Origin of the sequence: Bacillus sp. CH_70 (assembly GCF_038007045.1) — a bacterium.
GTDB lineage: Bacteria > Bacillota > Bacilli > Bacillales > Bacillaceae_G > Bacillus_A > Bacillus_A cereus.
Window position 1 is genome coordinate 2,251,552 of sequence record NZ_JBBOWL010000001.1, and the last position, 21,119, is coordinate 2,272,670.

Consider the following 21,119-nt stretch of genomic DNA (forward strand, 5'->3'; position numbering starts at 1 on the left):
TGATTTTATTCTATTTATTTTTCGTATAGATAGTGGTTCAAGTAGAAGCTTTCTTTGCTAATTCAGTAATATATTTAAAGAATACATCACGTTTTACATCATAAACGACATTTACAGGTCGTCCATCAGCAGTTTCCTCTGTACGTCCTTGGCTTGGTCCGTATGTATGAACGATACTATTAATTGTTTCAGTTTTTGCAAGGTTAGTGTTTCCGACAAGCGCGGTAGTTAGTACATCCCATAAATAGTAGGTAGAGTTCGTTGAGAAGTGAACGAGAGGGGGAACCATTGCATAGCATTGACCAAGGAAATCCATACCAATATACTTCCGTTCTTTTGCCCATTGTTCACGTATGTCTATAGTTAACGGAACTTGGTTTGTACTTTCTAGTGTCACTAAGTCGATTTTAATTTTTGCATCCCATACACGAGCTACTGCTTCAGGGTCCCAAAACGAATTCCACTCAGCTGTTCCATCATGCTCTGGTTCATGTACATTGCCTGCTGTAAGAAATGTACCACCCATCCAAACGAGACATTCAATTTTATCTTCAATTATGGGAGCTTCATATAACGCACGAGCAAGGTCAGTTAGGGGCCCGGTAAATAATAAAGTTGTTTTTCCTTCCGTTTGTAGAAGTGTTTCTATTAAATGGTGATGTGCAGGCTTTGCTGCCATGGGTGCTACAACTTTTCCAGACTCATTTAAAATTGGTAAAGCATCTACATAAAATGCATGCATCCGCCAGTCTTTCGGAAATGGGTTTTGCCCGCGAGAGTTTGAAGCGGCTACTGCAATATTATCTTTGCTGAAGCGATCAATAATTTTACGACTTGCAGACATTGCAGGTTCTAAATAGCAGTCTGCTGGGATAACAGATACACCGGTAAGTTCAACGTTTTCCATTTGAAGTAATAAAAATAATGAAATTAAATCATCTACGCCGCCATCGTGATTGAAGTATACTTTTTTTTTCATTGTAATCTCCATCCTATATGATTTAGTTAGAAATTAAATATGAATTGAGGAAAAGTCATCAATAATTTCCACCACTTCAATTTCTCCATTAATCAGTAGCTCAGGAAGCTCATTTCTAATATTTCCTTTCCAATACTTTCTAGCTTGTTCGATTTTTTGAGAAAAAGGAATACCATCTTCTTTCGGTAAAAGATTCCCGTCACCTTCAAAAGAACTTCCGATTACTCGTAGTTTAACAATCTGTAAAACTTCTCGATTGTAAGAATCAAATAGCGCTTTCCATTTCAAAGCATCCTCATAGCTCTTAGCAGCATATAAACAAGATAACCTGGAAGGGTATTCAGGGAATTCTTGTAGTCTAACCATTTCTACAATTGTTTCTCTAACTGCTCTAATTGTTTGATTCATATAATTCATAACTACTTTAGCATTTTCATTATTTATATGTAATTCGTCATTTTTATAGTGATTATTTAAAATTTGTATGCCATCTTCACCACTAACATTTAATTGTTCTCTTTCAAAAAAGAAGTTATATAGCGTATTGTGTTGATTTTTTTTAAAAGGAATCATTTGTCCGATATGCATTCTTTTCCTTGTTACGATGTGATATGCGTAAAATTCTGTTTCATTCATGGTTATCCTCCTAGTAATAATGTAATGCAATGTTAAATTTAGTAATTCAACATTGAAATATATAAAACCTTTATAAGTAAAAGTGAGAATTTGAGTTGAAAGTAAAGAAAATACATGAAAACGTTTTAAATTTGTTCACAAAATGTTCACTTACGAAGGGGGTTCCAATGTCGATATAATGACAAAGACTCAAAGAGAGAGGATGATGAAATTTGCCAACAACAAGAAAAGAAAACCTCCAATTTGGCATGATGATGTGCCTTGGAATGGTTATCGTAATGACGTTTTACAATTTACTAATGAATGAAACAGGAGGACCAATTTATATTAAAGAGATTGCATTAGAACTATTAATTGGCTTTATTATTGCGCTATTAATTGAAATATGTATCGTTGGACCTTGTGCGAAAAAAATTGTATTCATGTTGCCATTTGATAAATCTAAGAAAATAAATATTATCGTTGCAATGGCGACAACTATGGTAATCGGAATGGTGTTCTTTATGTCATTTTTCGGTATGGCTATGATGCATTTACATGGTGGGCTACAAGGAGATTCATTTGTTTCAATTTATTTTTCGATTTTTATTAAAAATTTCATAATAGCATATCCATTACAATTAATTATTATGGGACCGCTTGTACGTTTCTTATTTGCAAAGTTTGTTATGAAAAAGAAATCTTTTAATGTAGCGTAATTTTTATTTATAAAACATTATATAAAAATAATAAAAACACATCTCGCATTTTTGAGGTGTGTTTTTTTCATTCCAAGTTATTTTCATAGTGATGTGACATTTGTCCTTTTGCCATTATAGGATGATGGTTTTTAATTAAGTCAGAAATAAAGGATGAGGAGATGATTTTTTGAAAGGTATTCTATTTGCTGTTTTTGCGGGGATATTTATAACACTTCAAGGAACCTTTAATGCGAAACTTAGTTCACATATCGGTATATGGTCGACGAGTATTATAACCCATTTAATTGGATTCATTATTGCAACAACTGTATTTTTGTTAAAGAAAGAAGAGAAAGTAACGGATTTAAAGAGTGTAAAAAAAATATATTTAGTAGCGGGTGCATTTGGTGGATTCATTATTTGTGCAGAAACTATGGCGATATATTCACTAGGAGTTACATTGACAGCTGGCACACTAATGGTTGCTCAATTGTTAACGGCAACAGTTATTGAAATGAAAGGACTGTTTCATATAAAAAAGATACAGATGGAGAGATATCATATTGTGGGAACAATAGTAATGATTATAGGTATTGTTGTATTTAATATGTAAATGAAAGGAGGAAATGAATATGGAGAATAGATCAAGTTTAATTACGCATTATTTGAAAATCAATAAAACGCTCGAGGTTTTTTCAGAAATAGATACAGCATATTTTCAATTAAATCATTTTGAAAAAGGCGAGCTTATTTGCAATATAGATGACGAAATGGATCGTTTATATTTTGTTGTTAAAGGTAAAGTAAAAGTTTATACGATTACACCTGAAGGGAAGAAACTAATCCTTCGCTTTATCAATCCACTCGCAATTGTTGGTGATATTGAATTAATTCAAAATAGCAAAGCACATAATGTCGTTGAAGCTTGTTCAGATGTTGTAGCGATTTCCATTTCTAATACGGTTATTAGAAACAAGTTATTACATGATCCTATATTTATGAAATTCTTACTTGAAAACATTGCGAACACGTTAAAAATATCGACTCGTTTTACTGCTCTTAATTTACTTTATCCTGTAGAAGTACGTGTAGCTAGTTATTTACTTTCAATTTCAACAGATAGTAACGGAAATATGTACAAAGGGGATTTGGATACGACTTCGGTAACGAGTATTGCAGACTTTATGGGGGTAAGTTATAGGCACGTAATTCGGGTATTACAAAGATTTTATAATGAAAAATTAATTGAAAAAAGTAATGGAGTTATTGTCATTAAAGATTTTTCTAGAATGAAGGAAGTCGCTAAAGATAATATATATGAGCAATGAAAGGGAGAGGAAGATTTTGATTGGATTTAGTTTAGCTATATTAGCAGGAATATTAATTAGCTTACAATCTGTTTTTAATGCAAAAGTAAATGAAAATGTAGGACAGTGGTTAACGACTACATGTGTCCTTGGAATAGGTCTCATTAGTTCTATTCTATTTTATATCATTACAGAAAACAGTATTAGCATTAAAGTGTATACTGCAAATTATTTGTTTTATGTAAGTGGACTGTTTGGCATCGGGTTAATTATTTGTATAATGGGTGCAATAAAGAGTTTAGGTCCAGCATATACGGTGCTAATTAGTCTTATTACTCAATTGGTCGTTGCGTTATGTATTGATACATTTGGATTATTTGGAATGGAGAGCATTCCATTACAAATAAATAAATTAGTTGGTATAGGTTTATTAATTGTGGGAGTAGGAATTTTTAAAAATATCTTTTCGAACAAGAGAGCTATTAGAATAACCGAGGATGAGATTAAAAGGTTATAAGGATGTTGATAATCAGATTATAGATGTTTATGTAGTGGGAATACATTTCATATATGTCTCTGTTAGTGAAGGGTCTATATATATTCGAAAAAAACGTGAATTAGCTATTAGTGTAGTTGAAAAGAAGACGTCAATAAGTTGAGGTCTTCTTTATGTATTGTTCTGAAGTTATCAGAACTTAAGTATAAGGGAATGGGAAGTGGTTTAAGTTAAGCAGAATATACCCGAAAATAAAATATTACTTAACATATATAACTAATGAATACAATGTCTTTTTCAGTTATTAAGTTGTAAATCATTTTATGATAAAATCTTTTACATAATTTAATAAAGGGGTAGTTTTCAATGGGTTATTTCTCAAATGGTTTATTAGTTTTGTTTGTGCTAATCGTATGCAGTTGTATATTTTTTGGTTGATAATATAATGAGAGTCTTATATAAAAGAAGTTATCTTAAGTGAGATAACTTCTTTTTATTTTATATTGAGAAGGAATTCTATCTTTCTTATTGAAGTTTGTTCTAGTTATTTTTACATCGATCAGATTTGTGTAAAGGGAATTTTATGAAATAAAAACAAGCCTGAGAATAGGGAGTATTGACATGGAAAATAGTATACGCTACACAAGTGAACATCCTACAGATTTTAATGGATTATTATTCTTATACGAATCTTTAGGATGGAATTCTCTTAAATTAACAGTTAATGAATTGGAACAAATGTGTAAACATAGTTGGTATGCAATATATGCATTTAAAGAGGAACAATTAATTGGGATGGGGCGTGTTATATCCGATGGAGTAATAACAGGCGTTATTTGTGGTGTATGTGTATTGCCAAAATATCAGTCCATTGGTATTGGGAAAGAAATAGTGGAACGATTAATCCAGCACTGTGAACAAAACAAGGTTATTCCACAACTTATGTGTGTAGAAAAATTGCAATCTTACTATGAATCTATAGGGTTTGAGGCATTCTCTATTGGTATGACAAAACATATTATAAGATAGAGGGGCTTTATCACGCTATTTGCCGGGCAGTAAAACCCCCACTGATTAAAGTTTCACTTTATATTTTCAGTTTACTCGTACATATTTTCAAACTTCAACATAAAGGAGAATGGCTGTATGGAAATTGCTAAAGGGATAGAAATGTTACAACTTGAATTTCAAGAATTTGTTATTCATCCAATTCTTTTATGGGATGATGAAATGGCAGTATTAATAGATACGGGTTTCCCAGGACAAATTAAAGATATACAAGTAGAGATGGAAAAGGTTGGGGTATCATTTGATAAGTTAAAAGTCGTGATTTTGACGCATCAGGATATTGATCATATAGGTAGTCTTCCGGAGTTGTTGCAGCGCTGTTGAAGTAATATTAAAGTTTATGCGCACGAACTAGATAAGCCATATATCGAGGGGGATTTACCTTTATTGAAGGACGGAAATATAGAGAACCGACCAAAAGGAAAAGTGAGTGATACTGTGATTGACGGGCAAGAACTTCCGTATTGCGGTGGAATACTAATTCTTCATACTCCAGGGCATACTCCGGGTCATATTAGTTTATATTTGAAAAAAAGTAAAATTCTTATTGCAGGAGACTCTATGTATAGTGTGAATGGGATGTTAGGAGGAATTCACGCCCCAACAACTATAAATATTAAGGAAGCACAGCAGTCTTTGAAGAAGTATTTAAATTTACATATTGAATCTGTAGTTTGTTACCATGGAGGATTTAGTAAGGGGAATATAAATGTTCAACTTCAAAATTTGTAAAAGTTAAAGTGAAATTTTTTGTTAAACAGCATTGAAGTATAATCTGATTATTAGTATATAAATAAATTATAAAAGAGCATGTTTGAAAAAATCAAACATGCTCTTTTATTAAAGCAAATCAGTTTAATATGAATGACCTAATCCGTTCCAATAAAAAGAAACGATTTCTTGTGATAATTCATCTATATTTGCAAGAATAGGATTGTGATTTTCATCTTTAAAATTCCCAATTGATAATAAAGATACGAAAGCATGAGCCGCAAATTTAGCGTTTCCTTTTGGGATTTCTCCGATGTGCATCGCATTATCGAGTGCTTTTTCTAGTACTTCATACATATTATCTTCAGCATTTTTTAATTCTTTCAATTGTTCTTCAGATAACGACAGTTTTGCATCTTTCATAAAATTTTTCATATCAATATCCATCGTTGCGTGTAAGTAAACTTTAGCGAAGTCTAATAATCTTTCTTCTAACGTTTTGTTTGTAGAGAGTATTTGAGACATATTCTCACGTATACGTACCATCATTTCGATCATAGTAGCGGTAAATAAATCGGCTTTTGTTGAATAGTAATAGTAGACAGTTGCTTTCGTAACACCACAAACTTTTGCGACCTCATCCATAGAAACGACTTGATAATTTTGTGTAAGAAATAAGCGGGTTGCTACTTCTAAAATGGTTTCTTTTGTAGATTTTGTATTTTTATTTTGACGCGGCCTTCCGAGAGGACGTTGTTTTTGTTCCAAATACATTCGCTCCTGACATTTATGATTGAGATAATTATAACATAATTTTCAATCATTCTTGATTAATTAACCGACCAGTATATATAATTAATAATGGAGGAAAAAAGGAAGGTGGGTTTTTATGAAAAAGCACCCGTTACATATGTTAGGGAGGCTTGTAGCAGGGAGAAATACGCAGTGGATCACTTTATCGGTGTGGATTCTTATTACATTATTACTTTCATTTACGTTACCACAAGTAAACAGTACGAAAGAACCGAATCCGAAAAATTTACCTGAAACAGCTATGTCACAGCAAGCGGAAGCGCTTATGAAAAAAGAGTTTCCGAATAATGCAGGGAATCCGTTGTTAATAGTATGGTATAGAGATGGTGGATTACAGTCACAGGATTATAAACTCATACAAGATGTTTATAAGGAGTTAAAAGCTAGTCCTTTAAAAGAACAATCAACGTTACCACCATTTGATACAATCCCAGAGCAAGTATTATCAAAAAGTGCATCAAAAGATGGTACATCATTTGTTACACCGGTATTTTTTAATAAATCTGCTGGTACAGATATATTAAAAGGAAATCTTGAAGAGTTTAGAAAAATAGTGAATAGTAAGGTGGATGAAGATCCATTTAAACAAAAAATAAGTGAATCTGGTTTACATGTTCGATTATCAGGACCTGTAGGTATTCAAACGGATGCAGTTAGTTTATTTAGTCAAGCAGATGTGAAATTGTTAGTGGCTACTGTACTACTAGTGTTAGTTTTGTTAATTTTACTGTATCGTTCACCAATTTTAGCGATTTTACCTATACTTGTTGTTGGCTTTGCATACGGTATTATTAGTCCTACACTCGGTTTTTTAGCTGATCACGGATGGATTAAAGTAGATGCCCAAGCGATATCAATTATGACAGTATTATTGTTTGGCGCTGGAACGGACTATTGTCTATTTTTAATTTCGAGATATAGAGAGTACTTGTTAGAAGAAGAAAGTAAATATAAAGCATTACAACTTGCGATTAAAGCTTCTGGCGGTGCAATTATAATGAGTGCATTAACTGTTGTACTTGGATTAGGAACATTACTACTTGCTCATTATGGAGCCTTTCATCGATTTGCAGTACCATTTAGTGTTGCTGTATTTATAATGGGAATCGCTGCTTTAACGATTTTACCAGCACTATTATTAATATTCGGTAGGATTGCATTTTTCCCGTTTATACCGAGAACAACTTCAATGAATGAGGAGTTTGCAAGAAAGAAAAAGAGGGCTGTAAAAGTTGAAAAATCAAAAGGCTCCTTTAGTAAAAAACTTGGAGATATTGTAGTACGAAGACCGTGGACAATAATTATGCTAACTGTATTTGTATTAGGCGGATTGGCTTCATTCGTACCACGTATTCAATACACATATGACTTATTAGAGTCGTTTCCAAAGGATATGCCTTCTCGTGAAGGGTTTACGTTAATTAGTGATCATTTCTCAGCTGGTGAACTAGCACCAATAAAAGTTGTTGTTGATACGAAAGGCAAAGAGCTTCCTATTAAACAAGAACTAGAGAAATTTTCTTTCGTAAATACAGTGAAAGAGCCAAAAGAGGGAAAAGAAAATAAGCAAATACAAATGTATGAAGTTTCTTTAGCGGAAAATCCATACTCAATTGAAGCGTTAGATCAAATTCCTAAATTGAAAAGTAGTATAGAAAAAGTATTAAAAGATGCTGGGATTAGTAATGCTAAAGATCAATTATGGATTGGTGGGGAAACAGCTTCATTATATGATACAAAGCAAATTACGGAACGTGATGAATCAGTAATTATTCCAGTAATGATTAGCATTATCGCTTTACTATTACTTGTCTACTTACGATCGGTTGTTGCGATGATTTATTTAATTGTAACTGTCGTTTTATCATTCTTCTCAGCGTTAGGAGCAGGATGGATATTACTTCATTACGGTATGGGTGCGCCGGCCATTCAAGGTGCGATACCGTTGTACGCATTCGTATTTTTAGTTGCTTTAGGTGAAGATTATAATATCTTTATGGTTTCAGAAATATGGAAAAACAGAAAGACACAAAATCACTTGGATGCAGTAAAAAATGGAGTAATACAAACAGGTAGTGTTATTACATCGGCTGGTTTAATTTTAGCAGGAACTTTTGCAGTGTTAGGTACACTTCCAATTCAAGTATTAGTTCAATTTGGTATTGTAACTGCAATTGGCGTATTACTAGATACGTTTATCGTAAGACCGTTACTTGTACCCGCGATTACAGTAGTTTTAGGCCGATTTGCTTTTTGGCCAGGTAAACTTTCAAGAAAGAGTGAAGAAATACAAAAGGTGGATGCATAGTTAAAAAAGCCAAGGATATTTTCCTTGGCTTTTTTAAATGTAGTTAATTAATTTTTTGAAGTCAAATCATCAGCTGCAGCGTGATCAGCATCTTCAATTGTTGTTTCGGGCATTCCGTATAAGCCGTTCATTGCTTGTTCTTCGATAGTAAGATTTGCAGTATTATTATTTTGAATAGATGTAGTGTTTTCAGTAACATTTTCTTTTTTATTCATATTTTTGTTATTCATGTATGTATCCTCCAAATTTCATTTGATTTATCTATAGTATGTGGATGGATTTCCAGAAATATGTGAATTGATTCTTACATATGTTATATAATTAAATGAATAATTAGGGTGAATTGTAAACTGTTAGGAGTGAACAAGTATGGTGAGAGCAAGGGAATTAGCCTTCTAAAATAAAAAGAAAATTTTAGGAGGCTATTAGAATGAAGTTTCATGTAATTGATAGAGAAGATTGGAATAGAGAGCGGTATTTTGAGCATTATTTAAAGTTGAAATGTACATTTAGTATGACTGTGAATGTTGATATCACGATGTTATTAGAGGAAGTATATCAAAAGGGAATAAAATTTTATCCCGTTTTTATATATTTAATTTCTAGAGTAGTAAATAATCATAAAAAATTTCGAACATGTTTTAACGATGAAGGAGTTTTAGGCTATTGGGAGGAAATGATACCGAGTTATACAATCTTTCATAAAGATGATAAGTCTTTTTCAAGTATATGGACGGATTATTCAAGTGATTTCCGCACTTTCTATAAAAAGTATGAAGACGATATGAGATACTATGCTAGTGTTCATGGTCTTTTCACGAAAGAAAATATTCCGCCTAATGTATTTCCGATTTCTAGCATACCTTGGACTAGTTTTACTGGATTTAATCTTAATATTAATAATGATGAAAATTTTCTATTGCCAATTATAACTTGTGGGAAATATTTTAACGAAGGAAACAAGGTTATGCTACCAGTTTCATTGCAAGTACATCATTCGGTTTGTGATGGATATGATGCGAGTAAATTTATAGAAGATTTACAGCAGTTAAGTAATACTTGCAACGAGTGGCTTAAGTAATATCTAATTTTTAATTATATAAAGTGAAACTTTAATCAGTGGGGGGGTTCAGCCCTCACCAATCGGGATTTTACGGGCAATTGATCCCCCACCTAACTTCTTTGCTTTCGCTGAATTTTGAGGTGGGGGTCTTACCGCCAGGCAAATAGCAGGATAAAATTGAAAATGAATAAAAGAAGAGAACATGTTTATATTACATGGTCTCTTTTTATTATTCATTAATACTAAGTAACTGTGGAAAATATAGGGTGATTTGTAGTTTAATAGTAAAGAGAGTGATTAGTGTTAATTTTCTTAGTTTTTAAAAAGGATATAAATGTTTTAATAGGGGGGAGTAAAGTGAAATTTGTAAGCATTGAAAAAGAGGAGATCCTAATTGGGAATATGGCAAATTTGTATTGTAAAGTATTTGAGAAAACAAATTTCAATGAAATGATCAAGCGAATGAATAGGCATATAGAATATACAGGTTTTAAAGGTATAGTAGCAATAAATGATGAAAATGAAGTAGTTGGTTTTACTTATGGTTATCGCTCAATGGAGGGACAGTACTATAATCAATTAATGAGAGAAGCGTTACATCTAGAGCAAGTAGACGAATGGTTGCAAGATTGTTTTGAATTTGTAGAGTTAGCAGTTCACCCACAATATCAAAATAAAGGTCTTGGAACGAAATTACATAATAAATTACTAGAAGGGGTTTCAAATAGAACGAGTGTTTTAACAACACAAATAAACAATGAAAAAGCACGTTCGTTATATGAAAGATTAGATTGGATAAATGTATTGGAGCCATTTCATCCAAGTAAAAATGATGTTCCATATGTAATAATGGGAAAAACATTAAAAACAAAAGTGAATTGATAATTATGGCATTCACAAAAATTATTGGTTTGTAATAATGAAGGGGAAAACAACAATGATATCTATAGAAAAAGCTACAATTTTAGATGCTGAGAAATTAACAGAAATAATGAAAAGAACATTTGATGCAGAAGCAAAACAATGGCTATACGGCCAAGATGATGTCATTGATTATAACATTCAACCGCCAGGATATTCTTCAGTTGAAATGATGGAATATTCCATTGAAGAATTGGATTCTTTCAAAGTTGTAATGGATAAAGAAATAATCGGAGGGATAATAGTTACGATTTCTGGTAAGTCGTACGGTCGAATTGATCGTATTTTTGTAGATTCTGTTTATCAAGGAAAAGGAATTGGATCACATGTTATGAAATTAATAGAAAAGGAATATCCAAACATAAAGATTTGGGATCTCGAAACATCTAGTAGACAAATTAATAATCATCACTTTTATAAAAAGATGGGCTACCAAATGATTTTTGAATCGGAAGATGAGTATTGTTACGTGAAAAGAATAAAAACAAGCTCAAATAAAGAGAGTGTAGTTACAAATAAAGATATGAAAAATAGTCAATACGAAAACTGTAATTTAGCAAATACAGAGTATTATCAAGTGAATTTAAAAAACAGTTCATTTGTTGGTAGCAATATAATGAATACGAATATGAGTAATTGTAATGTAAGTCAATCAAAGTTTAGAAATATAAATTTTAGATGGTCATCATATGCAGATTTAAATCTTTCTGGTAGTAAATTTAATTTGGTGACTTTAGGTGGAGTGCAATTTAAAAATACAAGTCTCGGAGATGAGAAGGAACCTATTTTATTCGATAAATGTGATTTGGAAGGTAGCACCATAAGTAATAGTAATCTGAAAAATATTGAAATAGAAAATTGTGATATAGCCGGCATGAAACTAAATGGTATTCCAATTGAAAATTTGCTTAATTTATATAATAAAGTGAAAAGTTAAACATATAGATATAGTTGTTAATCTTTTTGGAAATTAAGTATTATATCGAAATAATTATGTAAAAATGACATAAAGAAATGCGGACGAGAAGGTCATTCATGAACGTTTCTAGAATACATACAAATATATTGTTATTTATATGGAGGAGAGAAAGATGGAGATCAACGTTAGAGCAGTAGAAATACAAGATGCTAGAGCAATTCATCGTATATGTATACAGGATGACGTTTTACCGTATATGGTTTTCTTACCTAGCATGCGTGTAGAAGCTATGGAAAATAGAATTCGAAATTTAGCACCAAATCAATTTGAATTTGTTGCAGAATATGATGGAGAAATTGTTGGATTTGTAGGTTTAACACAAAGTCCGGGCCGAAGATCTCATTCAGGCGATTTATTCATTGGGGTTGATAGTGAATATCATAATAAAGGAATTGGGAAAGCACTTCTTACGAAGATGCTTGATTTGGCTGATAATTGGTTAATGTTAGAGAGAGTAGAACTAGGTGTGTTAGAAACGAATCCAAAAGCAAAAGCTTTATATGAAAAATTTGGATTTGTAGAAGAGGGAGTAAAGATAGGGAATTTGAAAGCTCACGGAAAGTTTATTAATGAAATTATGATGAGTCGTTTTAGACCGGATGGTTTAATTGTACATAATTAGTAGTTAAAAGCATGACAGTATACTGTCATGCTTTTTTATTAGAATTTGGCTGTATTAAAAATAATACTAAACCAATAAAAATAACGGTAATTCCTAGTCCTTGTTGTAAAGAAATGGTCTCATGTAATATAAAGTACGCTAGTATACAAGTGCCAATTGTTTCACCTAAAATACTCATTGAAATTACAGTAGCACTCATCCATTTTAATAACCAATTAAAAATGGTTTGTCCTAAAATTGTAGCAATGAAAGCTAATCCAATAAAGCACAACCAAGTTTGTGTAGAGTAATGGATGAAAGATTCTTGTTGCGTGAAAGCAAATATGCCAAGAAAGCCAGCACTACTTCCATAACTAATTACCGAATATGGTATAAGTGACAAATCTTTACGAACGTGTTGGCTAATGAAAAAATAAGCAGTAATGATACCGGCAGCGATAAGTGCTAAAATATCTCCATATAAAGCTTCTCCACTAATTTGGAAATCTTGCCAGCCAATGATGATACTACCTGAAATAGCGATGAGGCAACCAATAACTGCTCCTTTCGTAAATCTCTCCTTAAATAAAAAATAACCACCAATCATTGAGAACAAAGGTTGTAACGTTACGATAACTGTAGAGCTTGCTACAGAAGTATATTGTAATGATTCAAACCATAGTACATAATGTGCAGCTAAAAATAGCCCAGATACGAATCCAAGTGCCCATTGTTTTTTCGTTAAAGTTTTTAGCTCATTTCGACTATTTTTATTAAATAGTAATAACGGTAACAGAATTAGTGTGGCAAAGAATAATCGGTAAAAAGCAATGATTGTCGCAGGAGCATCTGCCAATTTTACAAAAATAGCTGAAGTTGATAAGGCGAATACACCAAAAAATAAGATGCAATATGAAAGAATAGGTGATTTCAAAGTTTGTCCCTCCGATAGAATGTTTATTATAATAAACATTAATACGATATAATGTACAAAAGTAAGTATATAAGTCCCGGAGATAATAGGGAAGGGTTATTTGCCTTTGTTTAGTATGTCAGCACAAAGACAACGAAACATGCATTATGATGGACGAAAGGAAGTTTTACTGTGATACATGATAGGCTTGGACAAACGGTATTAAGTTATCGTAAGAAAAATAATATGACAATTCGTGAATTCGCTGATTATGCAGGGATTAGTACGTCGTTAATTAGCCAAATTGAAAGAGGACATGCTAATCCTTCTTTAAATGTTTTGGAATTAATTGCAAAAGCATTAAATGTACCGCTGTTTACACTTTTTATTAACGATATTGATACAGATTCGCTCATTTCTAAGAAAAAAGATCGAAAAAAAGTATATCGGGAAAACAATGATCACATTGTATATGATGTATTAACACCTGATTTTATGAAAGCACGTATTGAAATGCTAATGATGGATTTAAATAAACAAGCAAATACAACAGAAAGCCATTATTCCCATGAAGATAAGGAAGAGATTGCTGTTATTATGAAAGGGGAAGTGTACGTAGAATTGGAGGAAAAAGAATATTTTTTAGAAGAAGGCGATGTTGTACGTATTCCACCGAATGTGAAGCATCGATTTTTGAATAAAAGTGATGAATCGAATCACATTTTATTTGTCCTGACACCATCTTTAGGATGAAAATATAGTGCTTTTGATTAAGGGAGAAAGAAAATGGAAAACAAAAGTATTTTAAAAGGCGGTCTTTCAATTATTTCTCAATGCAAAAAAGAAACAAATGATATTTGGCATGCGCATTTTGGAGCAGCTGCAATTGCTAGTTATTTTTTTATGAAAGATAATCATATTGATGAAGAAACAGCTCGTAATATACATTTGCAAACAAGGATGATGCTAAGCAAGAAAAAAATTGGTGAGATGATTGATGATAAAAAAGAAATAGATTTTCAAATTGCGGAGAATATGATTATAAAATCTTTAGAACAAACGATTGATGAACTTCATTGGGTCGGGCATAACGTCATTTATGCGTCATTAAGCTTATTAGCTATGAAAGAGCTACAAAAATGGGGAGATAATCAAGCAATTGAAGGGATTACTACTCTTATTTTATCATTTCGAAAAACAATTCCAGGTAGATCGTGGATTGGTTATACGATGAAAGAAGTAAAACAATTAAGTTTTGAAGATGAGATACAAAGTGAATTGAGTAATCCAACACAAGTATCTCGATTCGTTTTAAATGAGTTATCGAAATTTAATAGTATTTATCGAGCAGAATCACATCATGATTTAATTGGGCATTTGCTTACATACTCCCACGCAATTAATATAATGTACGATTTAGGACATATAGATCTATTTCAACGAGGGATACGTCCGCTTTTAAAACTAGTATACGTACTAAGAGCTAGCCAAAAGCTCAAGCTGAATACGGAAATAACTTTACACTCACCTATAGATCGATTACCTTTAATTCAATCTAAACGTGCAAATATTTTACCAACTGAAAATATATTTTGGATAAAAGACTATAGTGAATTCGATTGGGATTTTGGTCATGTATTTAAATTCTCATATAGTTATTTTAATCATATACAGAGAGCTCCAAATTATAAAGATATCACATTAGAAAAATTCCGTTATGTTATTCATTCTTAATGAACGTTAATGATCTGTAAAAGGAAGTTTAATCTAGTTTCTTTTTTTGTTAGTAGTATATTATTTTTTCAAATATGTAAGATTTTACATGTGTATTTTACTTTTACTAATTATGTAAGTAGGCTATACTGAAATACATACATTTTATTTTTGGAGAGATGTAAAACGACATGGAACTAGCGAAATTGGAAAAAGTAATTGAAATAAAAAAAGAAGAACTTTTATATTTAGTATCGGATTATGGAATTCAACATGAAAAAGTATTGGCATTGAGTCAAGAACTAGACAAATTAATCAATTACTTTATGTTTTTAAAATAAAGAGAACTATGACAGGGTTTGTAAATGTTATAGTTCTTTTTTATTAGGTAATTAGAAAATATATTAAAATATATTGTCTAATTTCTTACAGAATGCGCAACTTGCTAGTCGAATATAAGGACTTTTGGTTATAATAAAAAGGAATTATTAATTGTATCGGTTAGGAGCGCAGCACATATGAAAACAGTTGTTGTTATCGGTGGAGGTATAACGGGACTTTCTACTATGTTTTATTTAGAAAAATTAAAAAAGGATTATAATATCGATTTAAATTTAATTCTTATTGAGAAAGAAGAGTATTTAGGTGGTAAAATCCATAGTGTGGAAGAAAAGGATTTCATTATGGAGTCAGGGGCGGATTCAATCGTTGCTCGTAATGAACATGTTATGCCACTTGTAAAAGATTTAAATTTAGAAAATGAAATGGTATATAATGAAACGGGTATTTCTTACATATATTCTGAAAACATGTTACATCCAATTCCTTCTGATACTATATTTGGGATACCGATGAGTGCCCGGTCGTTGTTTAGCAGTACGCTAGTCTCAACGAAGGGGAAAATCGTAGCTTTAAAAGATTTCATAACGAAAAATAAAGAGTTTACGAAAGATACATCACTTGCTCTATTTTTAGAAAGCTTTTTAGGGAAAGAGTTAGTGGAAAGACAAATTGCTCCTGTGCTTTCAGGCGTATATTCTGGTAAATTGAATGAGCTTACAATGGCATCTACATTACCGTATTTACTGGATTATAAAAATAAGTATGGAAGTATTATTAAAGGTTTTGAAGAGAATAAAAAACAATTTCAATCAGCAGGAAATAAAAAATTCGTATCATTTAAGGGTGGACTATCTACGATAATTAATCGCTTAGAAGAAGTGCTGACTGAAACTGTCGTAAAAAAAGGTGCTATAACGACGGCTGTAAGTAAACAAGAAGATCGATATGAGATTTCTTTTGCAAATCATGAAACAATACAAGCTGATTATGTTGTTTTAGCAGCTCCACATGATGTAGCGCAAACTTTATTACAGTCTAATGAGTTAAATGAGCAGTTTAATACATTTAAAAACTCATCTCTTATTAGTATTTATTTAGGATTTGACATACTAGATGAACAACTACCAGCTGACGGTACGGGGTTTATTGTAACGGAAAACAGTGATTTACATTGTGATGCTTGTACATGGACAAGTCGAAAGTGGAAACATACATCGGGTAAACAAAAATTATTAGTTAGAATGTTTTATAAGAGTACCAATCCGGTATATGAAACAATCAAGGATTACAGTGAAGAAGAATTAGTACGAGTAGCTTTATATGATATTGAAAAGAGTCTCGGAATTAAAGGTGAACCAGAAGTAGTTGAAGTTACAAATTGGAAAGATTTAATGCCGAAATATCATTTAGAACATAATCAAGCGGTTCAAGCATTGCAAGAAAAAATGACAAATCTTTATCCAAATGTATATTTAGCTGGTGCCTCATATTACGGTGTTGGAATTGGTGCGTGTATTGGAAATGGAAAGAATATTGCCAATGAAATAATGGCTACATTAAATAAATAATACTGTAGAATAAATAAAAACTGTTCCTTCAGCAAAATGAAGGAACAGTTTTTATTTATTTTATTTGAATGGAAATTTTATTGTTTTTTACATTGTTTTCTTTTATTGTTAATGTTATTTCTCCAGATTCTTTAAATGAATACGGTGATAGTTGATAAATATCTTTTATATCATGTTTTTCTTGTAATTTACTTATCGGTATTAATACGATATTTGGCTTCCATGTTTCTTGTTTTCCTGAAGGATATTCTATAAGTATTACCGGATTTTTTAACTGCATTTTTTTCCAAGAGACGAAATATAGTTGAACTTCTGTATCTTTTTTTAATAATTCTTCGGAGAAATAACCGAATTCGCCTACATTACCGAAAACAGTGTAGTTTTGATTTTTTAATTTAATATCTAAATAACTAGGTTGATATGTTACTGCATGATAAGTTCCATATGAAAGTGAGAGTATGGCAGCGATTAAAATACCGATTGAAAATGTCTTAAAGCTATTGCCTTTAAAGTTAGTCATCATGAAAGAGTTTGGTGTGAATTTTTTTGCGAATAAAAAAATAAGTAATATGAGTAAGAGGGATAAGCCGATGAATATATACATAGGAAATTTACACCTCCACAATAAAATAATGTATTAACTATATTTTACCATAAATGTATGGGGTAGGGTGGTTGTTTGGAAGGAGAAAATGAAGAAACAATTTTTTTTACAGTTCTTGATAATTTGAAATTCGATTTATGGAAATTATAGCGTAATGTTTGAGTAGTAATCAGAAGGTATCCAATTCGTGTATATAGAATAAAGAGGGAATGCGTCATTAGAAATGTTTGATTTATGGAACAATAAGGACTTTAGTAATTATAAATATTTTTTCTGATATAATGAATGAGTAGAGAGAAAGGAGTGATCCTATGGCATTTCCTATATTAGAAACAGAACGCTTACGTTTAGTTGAAATAGAACAATCTTATTGTCAAAAAATATATGAAATCTTTTCATTGGATGAAGTAACGTGTTATTACGGTATGAATTCTTTTACGGAGTTTGGACAAGCTTCACGTATGATCGAATCTTTTTCGAAAAATTACTTTGAGAAAAAGGCAATACGATGGGGAATTGTGTTAAAAGAAACGAACGTTTTAATAGGAACAATTGGACTAAACAATTTACAATTATGGAGTAAACGATCTGAGATTGGATATGACCTGCATCCTCGTTATTGGGGAAATGGTTATGCGTCAGAAGCGGCTCGAGAAATTATTGATTATGGGTTTAAAGATTTGGGTTTGTTTAGAATTGGAGCTATTACATATCCTGAAAATGTTACTTCTTGTAGAATGTTATCTAAAATCGGCTTTCAAAAGGAAGGTCTATTGCGCGGATATATTCATCAAGGAAATAAGCAACACGATGCATTATTGTATTCTATAGTGCGAACTGATATTGAGGACATAAATTTATAATAAAAAAAACCTCTTAATTAAAAGAGGTTTTTTTTATTATAAATTAACCTAATTTAGGTAATAAACGTTCTCCGCTTTTCATGCTACTTTTACATAAAGGGCATTTAGGCTCTTCTTCAAATGAAAAGTTCTTTCTCATCCATCCTAAACAATCCTCTGATTCACATTCCCAAACAGGGGTTTGTTCTGGTGGTACTTCTGCTACATCATTCTTTCGATTGCGATACATGTAACCACTCCTTTTATGTAAAAAATTTTAGTTATATATTAAAAAGGTTGTTAACCTTGCTGGTAACAACCTTTTTATTGTTTGAATTATAGCTTTACAACGTTTTTAGCTTGAGGTCCGCGGTTACCTTCTTCAACTTCGAAGCTAACTTCTTGACCTTCGTCTAGAGACTTGAAGCCGTCGCCAGTGATAGCTGAGAAGTGAACGAATACGTCGTTACCGTCTGCAACTTCGATGAAACCGAAACCTTTTTCGCTGTTAAACCATTTTACTTTACCTGTTAATGTCATGGTAATGCCTCCTAAAAGTAGAAAAATTACAATATGATCGGCCTTATTTGAATGAAAATAAAAGTTCACATATTATCAAAAACCCATAAGGAGTACAAAATGTCCCTGATTGATACTTGATAATATGCAAAGAAAATATAGTGTTAAATTGACCTTAATTACTATCTTACAACAAATGGTGGGAAATAGCAAGTGCTGGTAATACCACTGACTAATCTGGGTGATAATAGTAAAGGCACAAAGGCACCTCTTTTATTTATATATTATTCCTAATTTGAATTTATTCCAAACAAAAATCATTTATATGAAAAAATAAGTTTAAATAAAAGGCTAAATATTATTTTAATATTGCTGATGAGTACCATAATTAGGAGGATAGAATATTGCAAAATAAACAATTTAAAATAATTGAAGCAGCAAAAGAAGGAAGAAGAAAAGTTCATCCTGTTTTTGCTGTCATACTCGCGATTATATTTTTAACTTTAGGTGAATTATTTATGTTGTTTATGCTGATTTTACCGAAAGCAGAAACAACTTTTATGAAGGCGATTTATAGCGACATTGAGATGATATTAACGTTTGGCGGCGCAATATTTTTTGTGTTTTTATGGATTAGATTTGTAGAGAAAAGATCATTTTCATCCATTGGTTTTTGGGGGAATCAATGGATAAGAAAATATTTGAGAGGTGCATTAATAGGATTTGTTTTCATTTCAATACCAGTAATTTTACTCCTATTAGCAGGAGTTGTAACATTACAAATACAAAAAATTACAGTAACCGCTATATTGGGTATTGTAGGTTCTTTAGTCGCATTTTTAATACAAGGGGCAACAGAAGAAATTATTGTACGAGGTTGGTTATTCCCGGTTCTTTCTGTTAGAAGTCGTATATGGGTTGGGATTGTTGTGACGTCTTTCTTATTTGGTTTTCTTCATTTACTTAATCCAGGTATTACAATTCTTTCAATATCGAATATAATATTAGTTGGTGTATTTGCAGCTTTTTACGTTTTAAAAGACAGTAGTCTGTGGGGGATTTGCGCATGGCATACCATTTGGAATTGGGCACAATATAACGTCTACGGTTTTGCAGTTAGCGGGATGACCATATATTCAACGCCGTTATTTAAACCTGCAACAAATGGCCCCGTATTCCTTCATGGAGGCACGTTTGGAATTGAAGGTAGTATCATTACAACAATCATGCTCACTATCGCTTCAATTGTTTTATGGAGAAAGTTATGGGGAAGAAAAGTGAAACAACGAAATTTTAGTTAATGAAAGAGGGAGAAACTATGGGGATAATAGCATTTGAGGGAGCAAGCGCTGTTGGTAAAAGTACCACGTGCCGTGAATTAGAAAAGAATTATGGTGCTTATATAATACCTGAAGTGAATTCTTTATTTGAAAGGCCAAAAAATGAACATAGAACATGGTATTTTGAAAAACAAGTTGAGCGCTGGAATATAGCTGTTCAGAAGTCAGAGCAATATGAATTAGTAATACTTGATGGTGATATATTTCAGCCACTTAGTTATAATTGGTGTTTTCATTTTGATATATTTAATCAGCCATTATCTTTAATAGAAAATTTTTATAAAGAAAAGATGTTAAATAGGGAAATTGGTTTTCCGGATCAATATTTTTATTTATATACGAACGATGAAGAACTTAGAAAGCGGAAAGTATATGATGAAACGAAAAGAAGGAGAAACTTTGAAAAACATTTACATATATCAAAATCGTTTCAGCGTTATTATGAAAATTTAAATACTGTTACAGATGGGTATTGTAAATTAATTGAGGCGAAAAGTGTAAGAAATAATGAATTAGAAATAGTGAGAAACTCAAAAAATTTGAACGTGTGTGAAGAAAGACGTTTTGATGTTTCGAGGTTAGATGCTATTACGAAGTGGTTAAAAGAAAATCGTGCATAAAGTAAAAACAACGAGTGTTGTAGAACGCGCTCGTTGTTTTTTTTGCTTCTTTATAAATATAAAGGAAAAATTTGTAGAATACTTTCAATATTTAAC

25 protein-coding genes and 1 pseudogene are annotated in these 21,119 nt (G+C 31.7%); 18 read left to right on the forward strand and 8 right to left on the reverse strand.

Translation table 11 applies throughout. The annotated features are described in order from the left end of the window. Window positions 1-37 precede the first annotated feature (37 nt). Both N2V79_RS11540 and N2V79_RS11545 read right to left on the reverse strand, forming a co-directional pair. A complete protein-coding gene (locus N2V79_RS11540) occupies window positions 38-991 on the reverse strand; it encodes a nucleoside hydrolase (protein ID WP_142340507.1) in 954 nt (317 codons plus the stop codon). A 21-nt stretch (window positions 992-1,012) separates the two neighbouring features. Continuing rightward, window positions 1,013-1,615, reverse strand: a complete 603-nt coding sequence (locus N2V79_RS11545) for a DUF2441 domain-containing protein (RefSeq protein WP_088022123.1) — start codon at window positions 1,613-1,615, stop codon at window positions 1,013-1,015. A gap of 212 nt (window positions 1,616-1,827) precedes the next feature. On the opposite strand from N2V79_RS11545, the gene N2V79_RS11550 reads away from it, so the two are divergent. The 6 genes and pseudogenes from N2V79_RS11550 (at window position 1,828) to N2V79_RS11575 (ending at window position 5,898) form a co-directional block, all read left to right on the forward strand. After that, window positions 1,828-2,313 (forward strand): DUF2798 domain-containing protein, encoded by a 486-nt coding sequence (locus N2V79_RS11550; RefSeq protein ID WP_340719869.1) that lies wholly within the window; start codon window positions 1,828-1,830, stop codon window positions 2,311-2,313. Window positions 2,314-2,482: 169 nt separating this feature from the next. Further along, on the forward strand, window positions 2,483-2,908 hold the full coding sequence (locus N2V79_RS11555) for a DMT family transporter (RefSeq protein ID WP_000676258.1): 426 nt from the start codon (window positions 2,483-2,485) through the stop codon (window positions 2,906-2,908). 19 nt (window positions 2,909-2,927) lie between these two features. Next, window positions 2,928-3,623 (forward strand): Crp/Fnr family transcriptional regulator, encoded by a 696-nt coding sequence (locus N2V79_RS11560; protein ID WP_340719870.1) that lies wholly within the window; start codon window positions 2,928-2,930, stop codon window positions 3,621-3,623. A gap of 16 nt (window positions 3,624-3,639) precedes the next feature. Further along, window positions 3,640-4,119: a DMT family transporter gene (locus N2V79_RS11565; RefSeq protein ID WP_089170957.1), complete on the forward strand. Its 480-nt coding sequence runs from the start codon at window positions 3,640-3,642 to the stop codon at window positions 4,117-4,119. Window positions 4,120-4,719: 600 nt separating this feature from the next. Further along, a complete protein-coding gene (locus tag N2V79_RS11570; protein ID WP_071730175.1) occupies window positions 4,720-5,127 on the forward strand; it encodes a GNAT family N-acetyltransferase in 408 nt (135 codons plus the stop codon). 117 nt (window positions 5,128-5,244) lie between these two features. Then, window positions 5,245-5,898: pseudogene (locus N2V79_RS11575) on the forward strand (MBL fold metallo-hydrolase). A gap of 123 nt (window positions 5,899-6,021) precedes the next feature. Here N2V79_RS11575 and N2V79_RS11580 read toward each other — a convergent pair. Then, a complete protein-coding gene (locus N2V79_RS11580; protein WP_053564538.1) occupies window positions 6,022-6,645 on the reverse strand; it encodes a TetR/AcrR family transcriptional regulator in 624 nt (207 codons plus the stop codon). Window positions 6,646-6,766: 121 nt separating this feature from the next. On the opposite strand from N2V79_RS11580, the gene N2V79_RS11585 reads away from it, so the two are divergent. After that, window positions 6,767-8,998, forward strand: coding sequence for an MMPL family transporter (locus N2V79_RS11585; RefSeq protein WP_335467209.1), 2,232 nt, complete (start codon window positions 6,767-6,769; stop codon window positions 8,996-8,998). A gap of 47 nt (window positions 8,999-9,045) precedes the next feature. Here N2V79_RS11585 and N2V79_RS11590 read toward each other — a convergent pair whose 3' ends face one another. Further along, complete coding sequence (locus N2V79_RS11590; protein WP_001060657.1) at window positions 9,046-9,228, reverse strand: DUF4021 domain-containing protein; 183 nt, start codon at window positions 9,226-9,228, stop codon at window positions 9,046-9,048. Between the two features lie 200 nt (window positions 9,229-9,428). On the opposite strand from N2V79_RS11590, the gene catA reads away from it, so the two are divergent. From catA to N2V79_RS11610, 4 genes are all read left to right on the forward strand, one after another. Then, window positions 9,429-10,079 (forward strand): type A chloramphenicol O-acetyltransferase, encoded by a 651-nt coding sequence (gene catA, locus N2V79_RS11595; protein WP_000668543.1) that lies wholly within the window; start codon window positions 9,429-9,431, stop codon window positions 10,077-10,079. Window positions 10,080-10,418: 339 nt separating this feature from the next. Next, window positions 10,419-10,943 carry a GNAT family N-acetyltransferase gene (locus N2V79_RS11600; RefSeq protein ID WP_089170962.1) on the forward strand — a complete coding sequence of 175 codons (525 nt, stop codon included), beginning with the start codon at window positions 10,419-10,421 and terminating at the stop codon, window positions 10,941-10,943. A gap of 37 nt (window positions 10,944-10,980) precedes the next feature. After that, window positions 10,981-11,919 carry a GNAT family N-acetyltransferase gene (locus N2V79_RS11605; protein WP_340719871.1) on the forward strand — a complete coding sequence of 313 codons (939 nt, stop codon included), beginning with the start codon at window positions 10,981-10,983 and terminating at the stop codon, window positions 11,917-11,919. Between the two features lie 154 nt (window positions 11,920-12,073). Then, window positions 12,074-12,583 (forward strand): GNAT family N-acetyltransferase, encoded by a 510-nt coding sequence (locus tag N2V79_RS11610; RefSeq protein WP_000405225.1) that lies wholly within the window; start codon window positions 12,074-12,076, stop codon window positions 12,581-12,583. Between the two features lie 25 nt (window positions 12,584-12,608). On the opposite strand, the gene N2V79_RS11615 is transcribed toward N2V79_RS11610, so the two are convergent. Beyond that, the gene (locus N2V79_RS11615) at window positions 12,609-13,496 is read right to left on the reverse strand and encodes a DMT family transporter (protein WP_053564532.1); all 888 of its coding nucleotides are present in this window, start codon (window positions 13,494-13,496) and stop codon (window positions 12,609-12,611) included. Window positions 13,497-13,667: 171 nt separating this feature from the next. On the opposite strand from N2V79_RS11615, the gene N2V79_RS11620 reads away from it, so the two are divergent. The 4 genes from N2V79_RS11620 to N2V79_RS11635 all read left to right on the forward strand — a co-directional run bounded on the left by N2V79_RS11620 (window position 13,668) and on the right by N2V79_RS11635 (window position 17,098). Beyond that, window positions 13,668-14,228, forward strand: a complete 561-nt coding sequence (locus N2V79_RS11620; RefSeq protein ID WP_340719872.1) for a helix-turn-helix domain-containing protein — start codon at window positions 13,668-13,670, stop codon at window positions 14,226-14,228. Between the two features lie 33 nt (window positions 14,229-14,261). Beyond that, a complete protein-coding gene (locus tag N2V79_RS11625) occupies window positions 14,262-15,209 on the forward strand; it encodes a hypothetical protein (RefSeq protein WP_053564530.1) in 948 nt (315 codons plus the stop codon). Between the two features lie 170 nt (window positions 15,210-15,379). Then, window positions 15,380-15,529 (forward strand): aspartyl-phosphate phosphatase Spo0E family protein, encoded by a 150-nt coding sequence (locus N2V79_RS11630; protein WP_000417698.1) that lies wholly within the window; start codon window positions 15,380-15,382, stop codon window positions 15,527-15,529. Between the two features lie 177 nt (window positions 15,530-15,706). Beyond that, window positions 15,707-17,098 carry a protoporphyrinogen oxidase gene (locus N2V79_RS11635; RefSeq protein ID WP_069355581.1) on the forward strand — a complete coding sequence of 464 codons (1,392 nt, stop codon included), beginning with the start codon at window positions 15,707-15,709 and terminating at the stop codon, window positions 17,096-17,098. Window positions 17,099-17,153: 55 nt separating this feature from the next. On the opposite strand, the gene N2V79_RS11640 is transcribed toward N2V79_RS11635, so the two are convergent. Then, window positions 17,154-17,702: a hypothetical protein gene (locus tag N2V79_RS11640; protein ID WP_000275232.1), complete on the reverse strand. Its 549-nt coding sequence runs from the start codon at window positions 17,700-17,702 to the stop codon at window positions 17,154-17,156. A 311-nt stretch (window positions 17,703-18,013) separates the two neighbouring features. Here N2V79_RS11640 and N2V79_RS11645 point away from each other — a divergent pair, with 311 nt between their 5' ends. Continuing rightward, window positions 18,014-18,565 (forward strand): GNAT family N-acetyltransferase, encoded by a 552-nt coding sequence (locus N2V79_RS11645; protein WP_000885398.1) that lies wholly within the window; start codon window positions 18,014-18,016, stop codon window positions 18,563-18,565. Window positions 18,566-18,608: 43 nt separating this feature from the next. On the opposite strand, the gene N2V79_RS11650 is transcribed toward N2V79_RS11645, so the two are convergent. Together N2V79_RS11650 and cspD are read right to left on the reverse strand one after the other, a co-directional pair. Continuing rightward, complete coding sequence (locus N2V79_RS11650) at window positions 18,609-18,794, reverse strand: cold-shock protein (protein WP_000286203.1); 186 nt, start codon at window positions 18,792-18,794, stop codon at window positions 18,609-18,611. An 86-nt stretch (window positions 18,795-18,880) separates the two neighbouring features. Beyond that, a complete protein-coding gene (gene cspD, locus N2V79_RS11655) occupies window positions 18,881-19,084 on the reverse strand; it encodes a cold-shock protein CspD (RefSeq protein WP_000176366.1) in 204 nt (67 codons plus the stop codon). Window positions 19,085-19,467: 383 nt separating this feature from the next. Here cspD and N2V79_RS11660 point away from each other — a divergent pair, with 383 nt between their 5' ends. Next, window positions 19,468-20,364, forward strand: a complete 897-nt coding sequence (locus N2V79_RS11660) for a CPBP family intramembrane glutamic endopeptidase (RefSeq protein WP_340719873.1) — start codon at window positions 19,468-19,470, stop codon at window positions 20,362-20,364. After that, on the forward strand, window positions 20,364-21,023 hold the full coding sequence (locus N2V79_RS11665) for an AAA family ATPase (RefSeq protein ID WP_139213228.1): 660 nt from the start codon (window positions 20,364-20,366) through the stop codon (window positions 21,021-21,023). The genes N2V79_RS11660 and N2V79_RS11665 overlap by 1 nt, the downstream gene beginning before the upstream one ends. Window positions 21,024-21,119: the final 96 nt, after the last annotated feature.

What these genes read in the sequence shown, in the direction of transcription:
- N2V79_RS11560 (WP_340719870.1), top strand. Translation starts at nt 2,928, where the DNA reads ATGGAGAATAGATCAAGTTTAATTACGCATTATTTGAAAATCAATAAA.
- catA (WP_000668543.1), top strand. Translation starts at nt 9,429, where the DNA reads ATGAAGTTTCATGTAATTGATAGAGAAGATTGGAATAGAGAGCGGTAT.
- N2V79_RS11640 (WP_000275232.1), bottom strand. Translation starts at nt 17,702, where the DNA reads ATGTATATATTCATCGGCTTATCCCTCTTACTCATATTACTTATTTTT.
- N2V79_RS11645 (WP_000885398.1), top strand. Translation starts at nt 18,014, where the DNA reads ATGGCATTTCCTATATTAGAAACAGAACGCTTACGTTTAGTTGAAATA.
- N2V79_RS11545 (WP_088022123.1), bottom strand. Translation starts at nt 1,615, where the DNA reads ATGAATGAAACAGAATTTTACGCATATCACATCGTAACAAGGAAAAGA.
- N2V79_RS11585 (WP_335467209.1), top strand. Translation starts at nt 6,767, where the DNA reads ATGAAAAAGCACCCGTTACATATGTTAGGGAGGCTTGTAGCAGGGAGA.
- N2V79_RS11610 (WP_000405225.1), top strand. Translation starts at nt 12,074, where the DNA reads ATGGAGATCAACGTTAGAGCAGTAGAAATACAAGATGCTAGAGCAATT.
- N2V79_RS11650 (WP_000286203.1), bottom strand. Translation starts at nt 18,794, where the DNA reads ATGTATCGCAATCGAAAGAATGATGTAGCAGAAGTACCACCAGAACAA.
- N2V79_RS11605 (WP_340719871.1), top strand. Translation starts at nt 10,981, where the DNA reads ATGAAGGGGAAAACAACAATGATATCTATAGAAAAAGCTACAATTTTA.
- cspD (WP_000176366.1), bottom strand. Translation starts at nt 19,084, where the DNA reads ATGACATTAACAGGTAAAGTAAAATGGTTTAACAGCGAAAAAGGTTTC.
- N2V79_RS11630 (WP_000417698.1), top strand. Translation starts at nt 15,380, where the DNA reads ATGGAACTAGCGAAATTGGAAAAAGTAATTGAAATAAAAAAAGAAGAA.
- N2V79_RS11635 (WP_069355581.1), top strand. Translation starts at nt 15,707, where the DNA reads ATGAAAACAGTTGTTGTTATCGGTGGAGGTATAACGGGACTTTCTACT.
- N2V79_RS11625 (WP_053564530.1), top strand. Translation starts at nt 14,262, where the DNA reads ATGGAAAACAAAAGTATTTTAAAAGGCGGTCTTTCAATTATTTCTCAA.
- N2V79_RS11540 (WP_142340507.1), bottom strand. Translation starts at nt 991, where the DNA reads ATGGAGATTACAATGAAAAAAAAAGTATACTTCAATCACGATGGCGGC.
- N2V79_RS11590 (WP_001060657.1), bottom strand. Translation starts at nt 9,228, where the DNA reads ATGAATAACAAAAATATGAATAAAAAAGAAAATGTTACTGAAAACACT.
- N2V79_RS11570 (WP_071730175.1), top strand. Translation starts at nt 4,720, where the DNA reads ATGGAAAATAGTATACGCTACACAAGTGAACATCCTACAGATTTTAAT.
- N2V79_RS11665 (WP_139213228.1), top strand. Translation starts at nt 20,364, where the DNA reads ATGAAAGAGGGAGAAACTATGGGGATAATAGCATTTGAGGGAGCAAGC.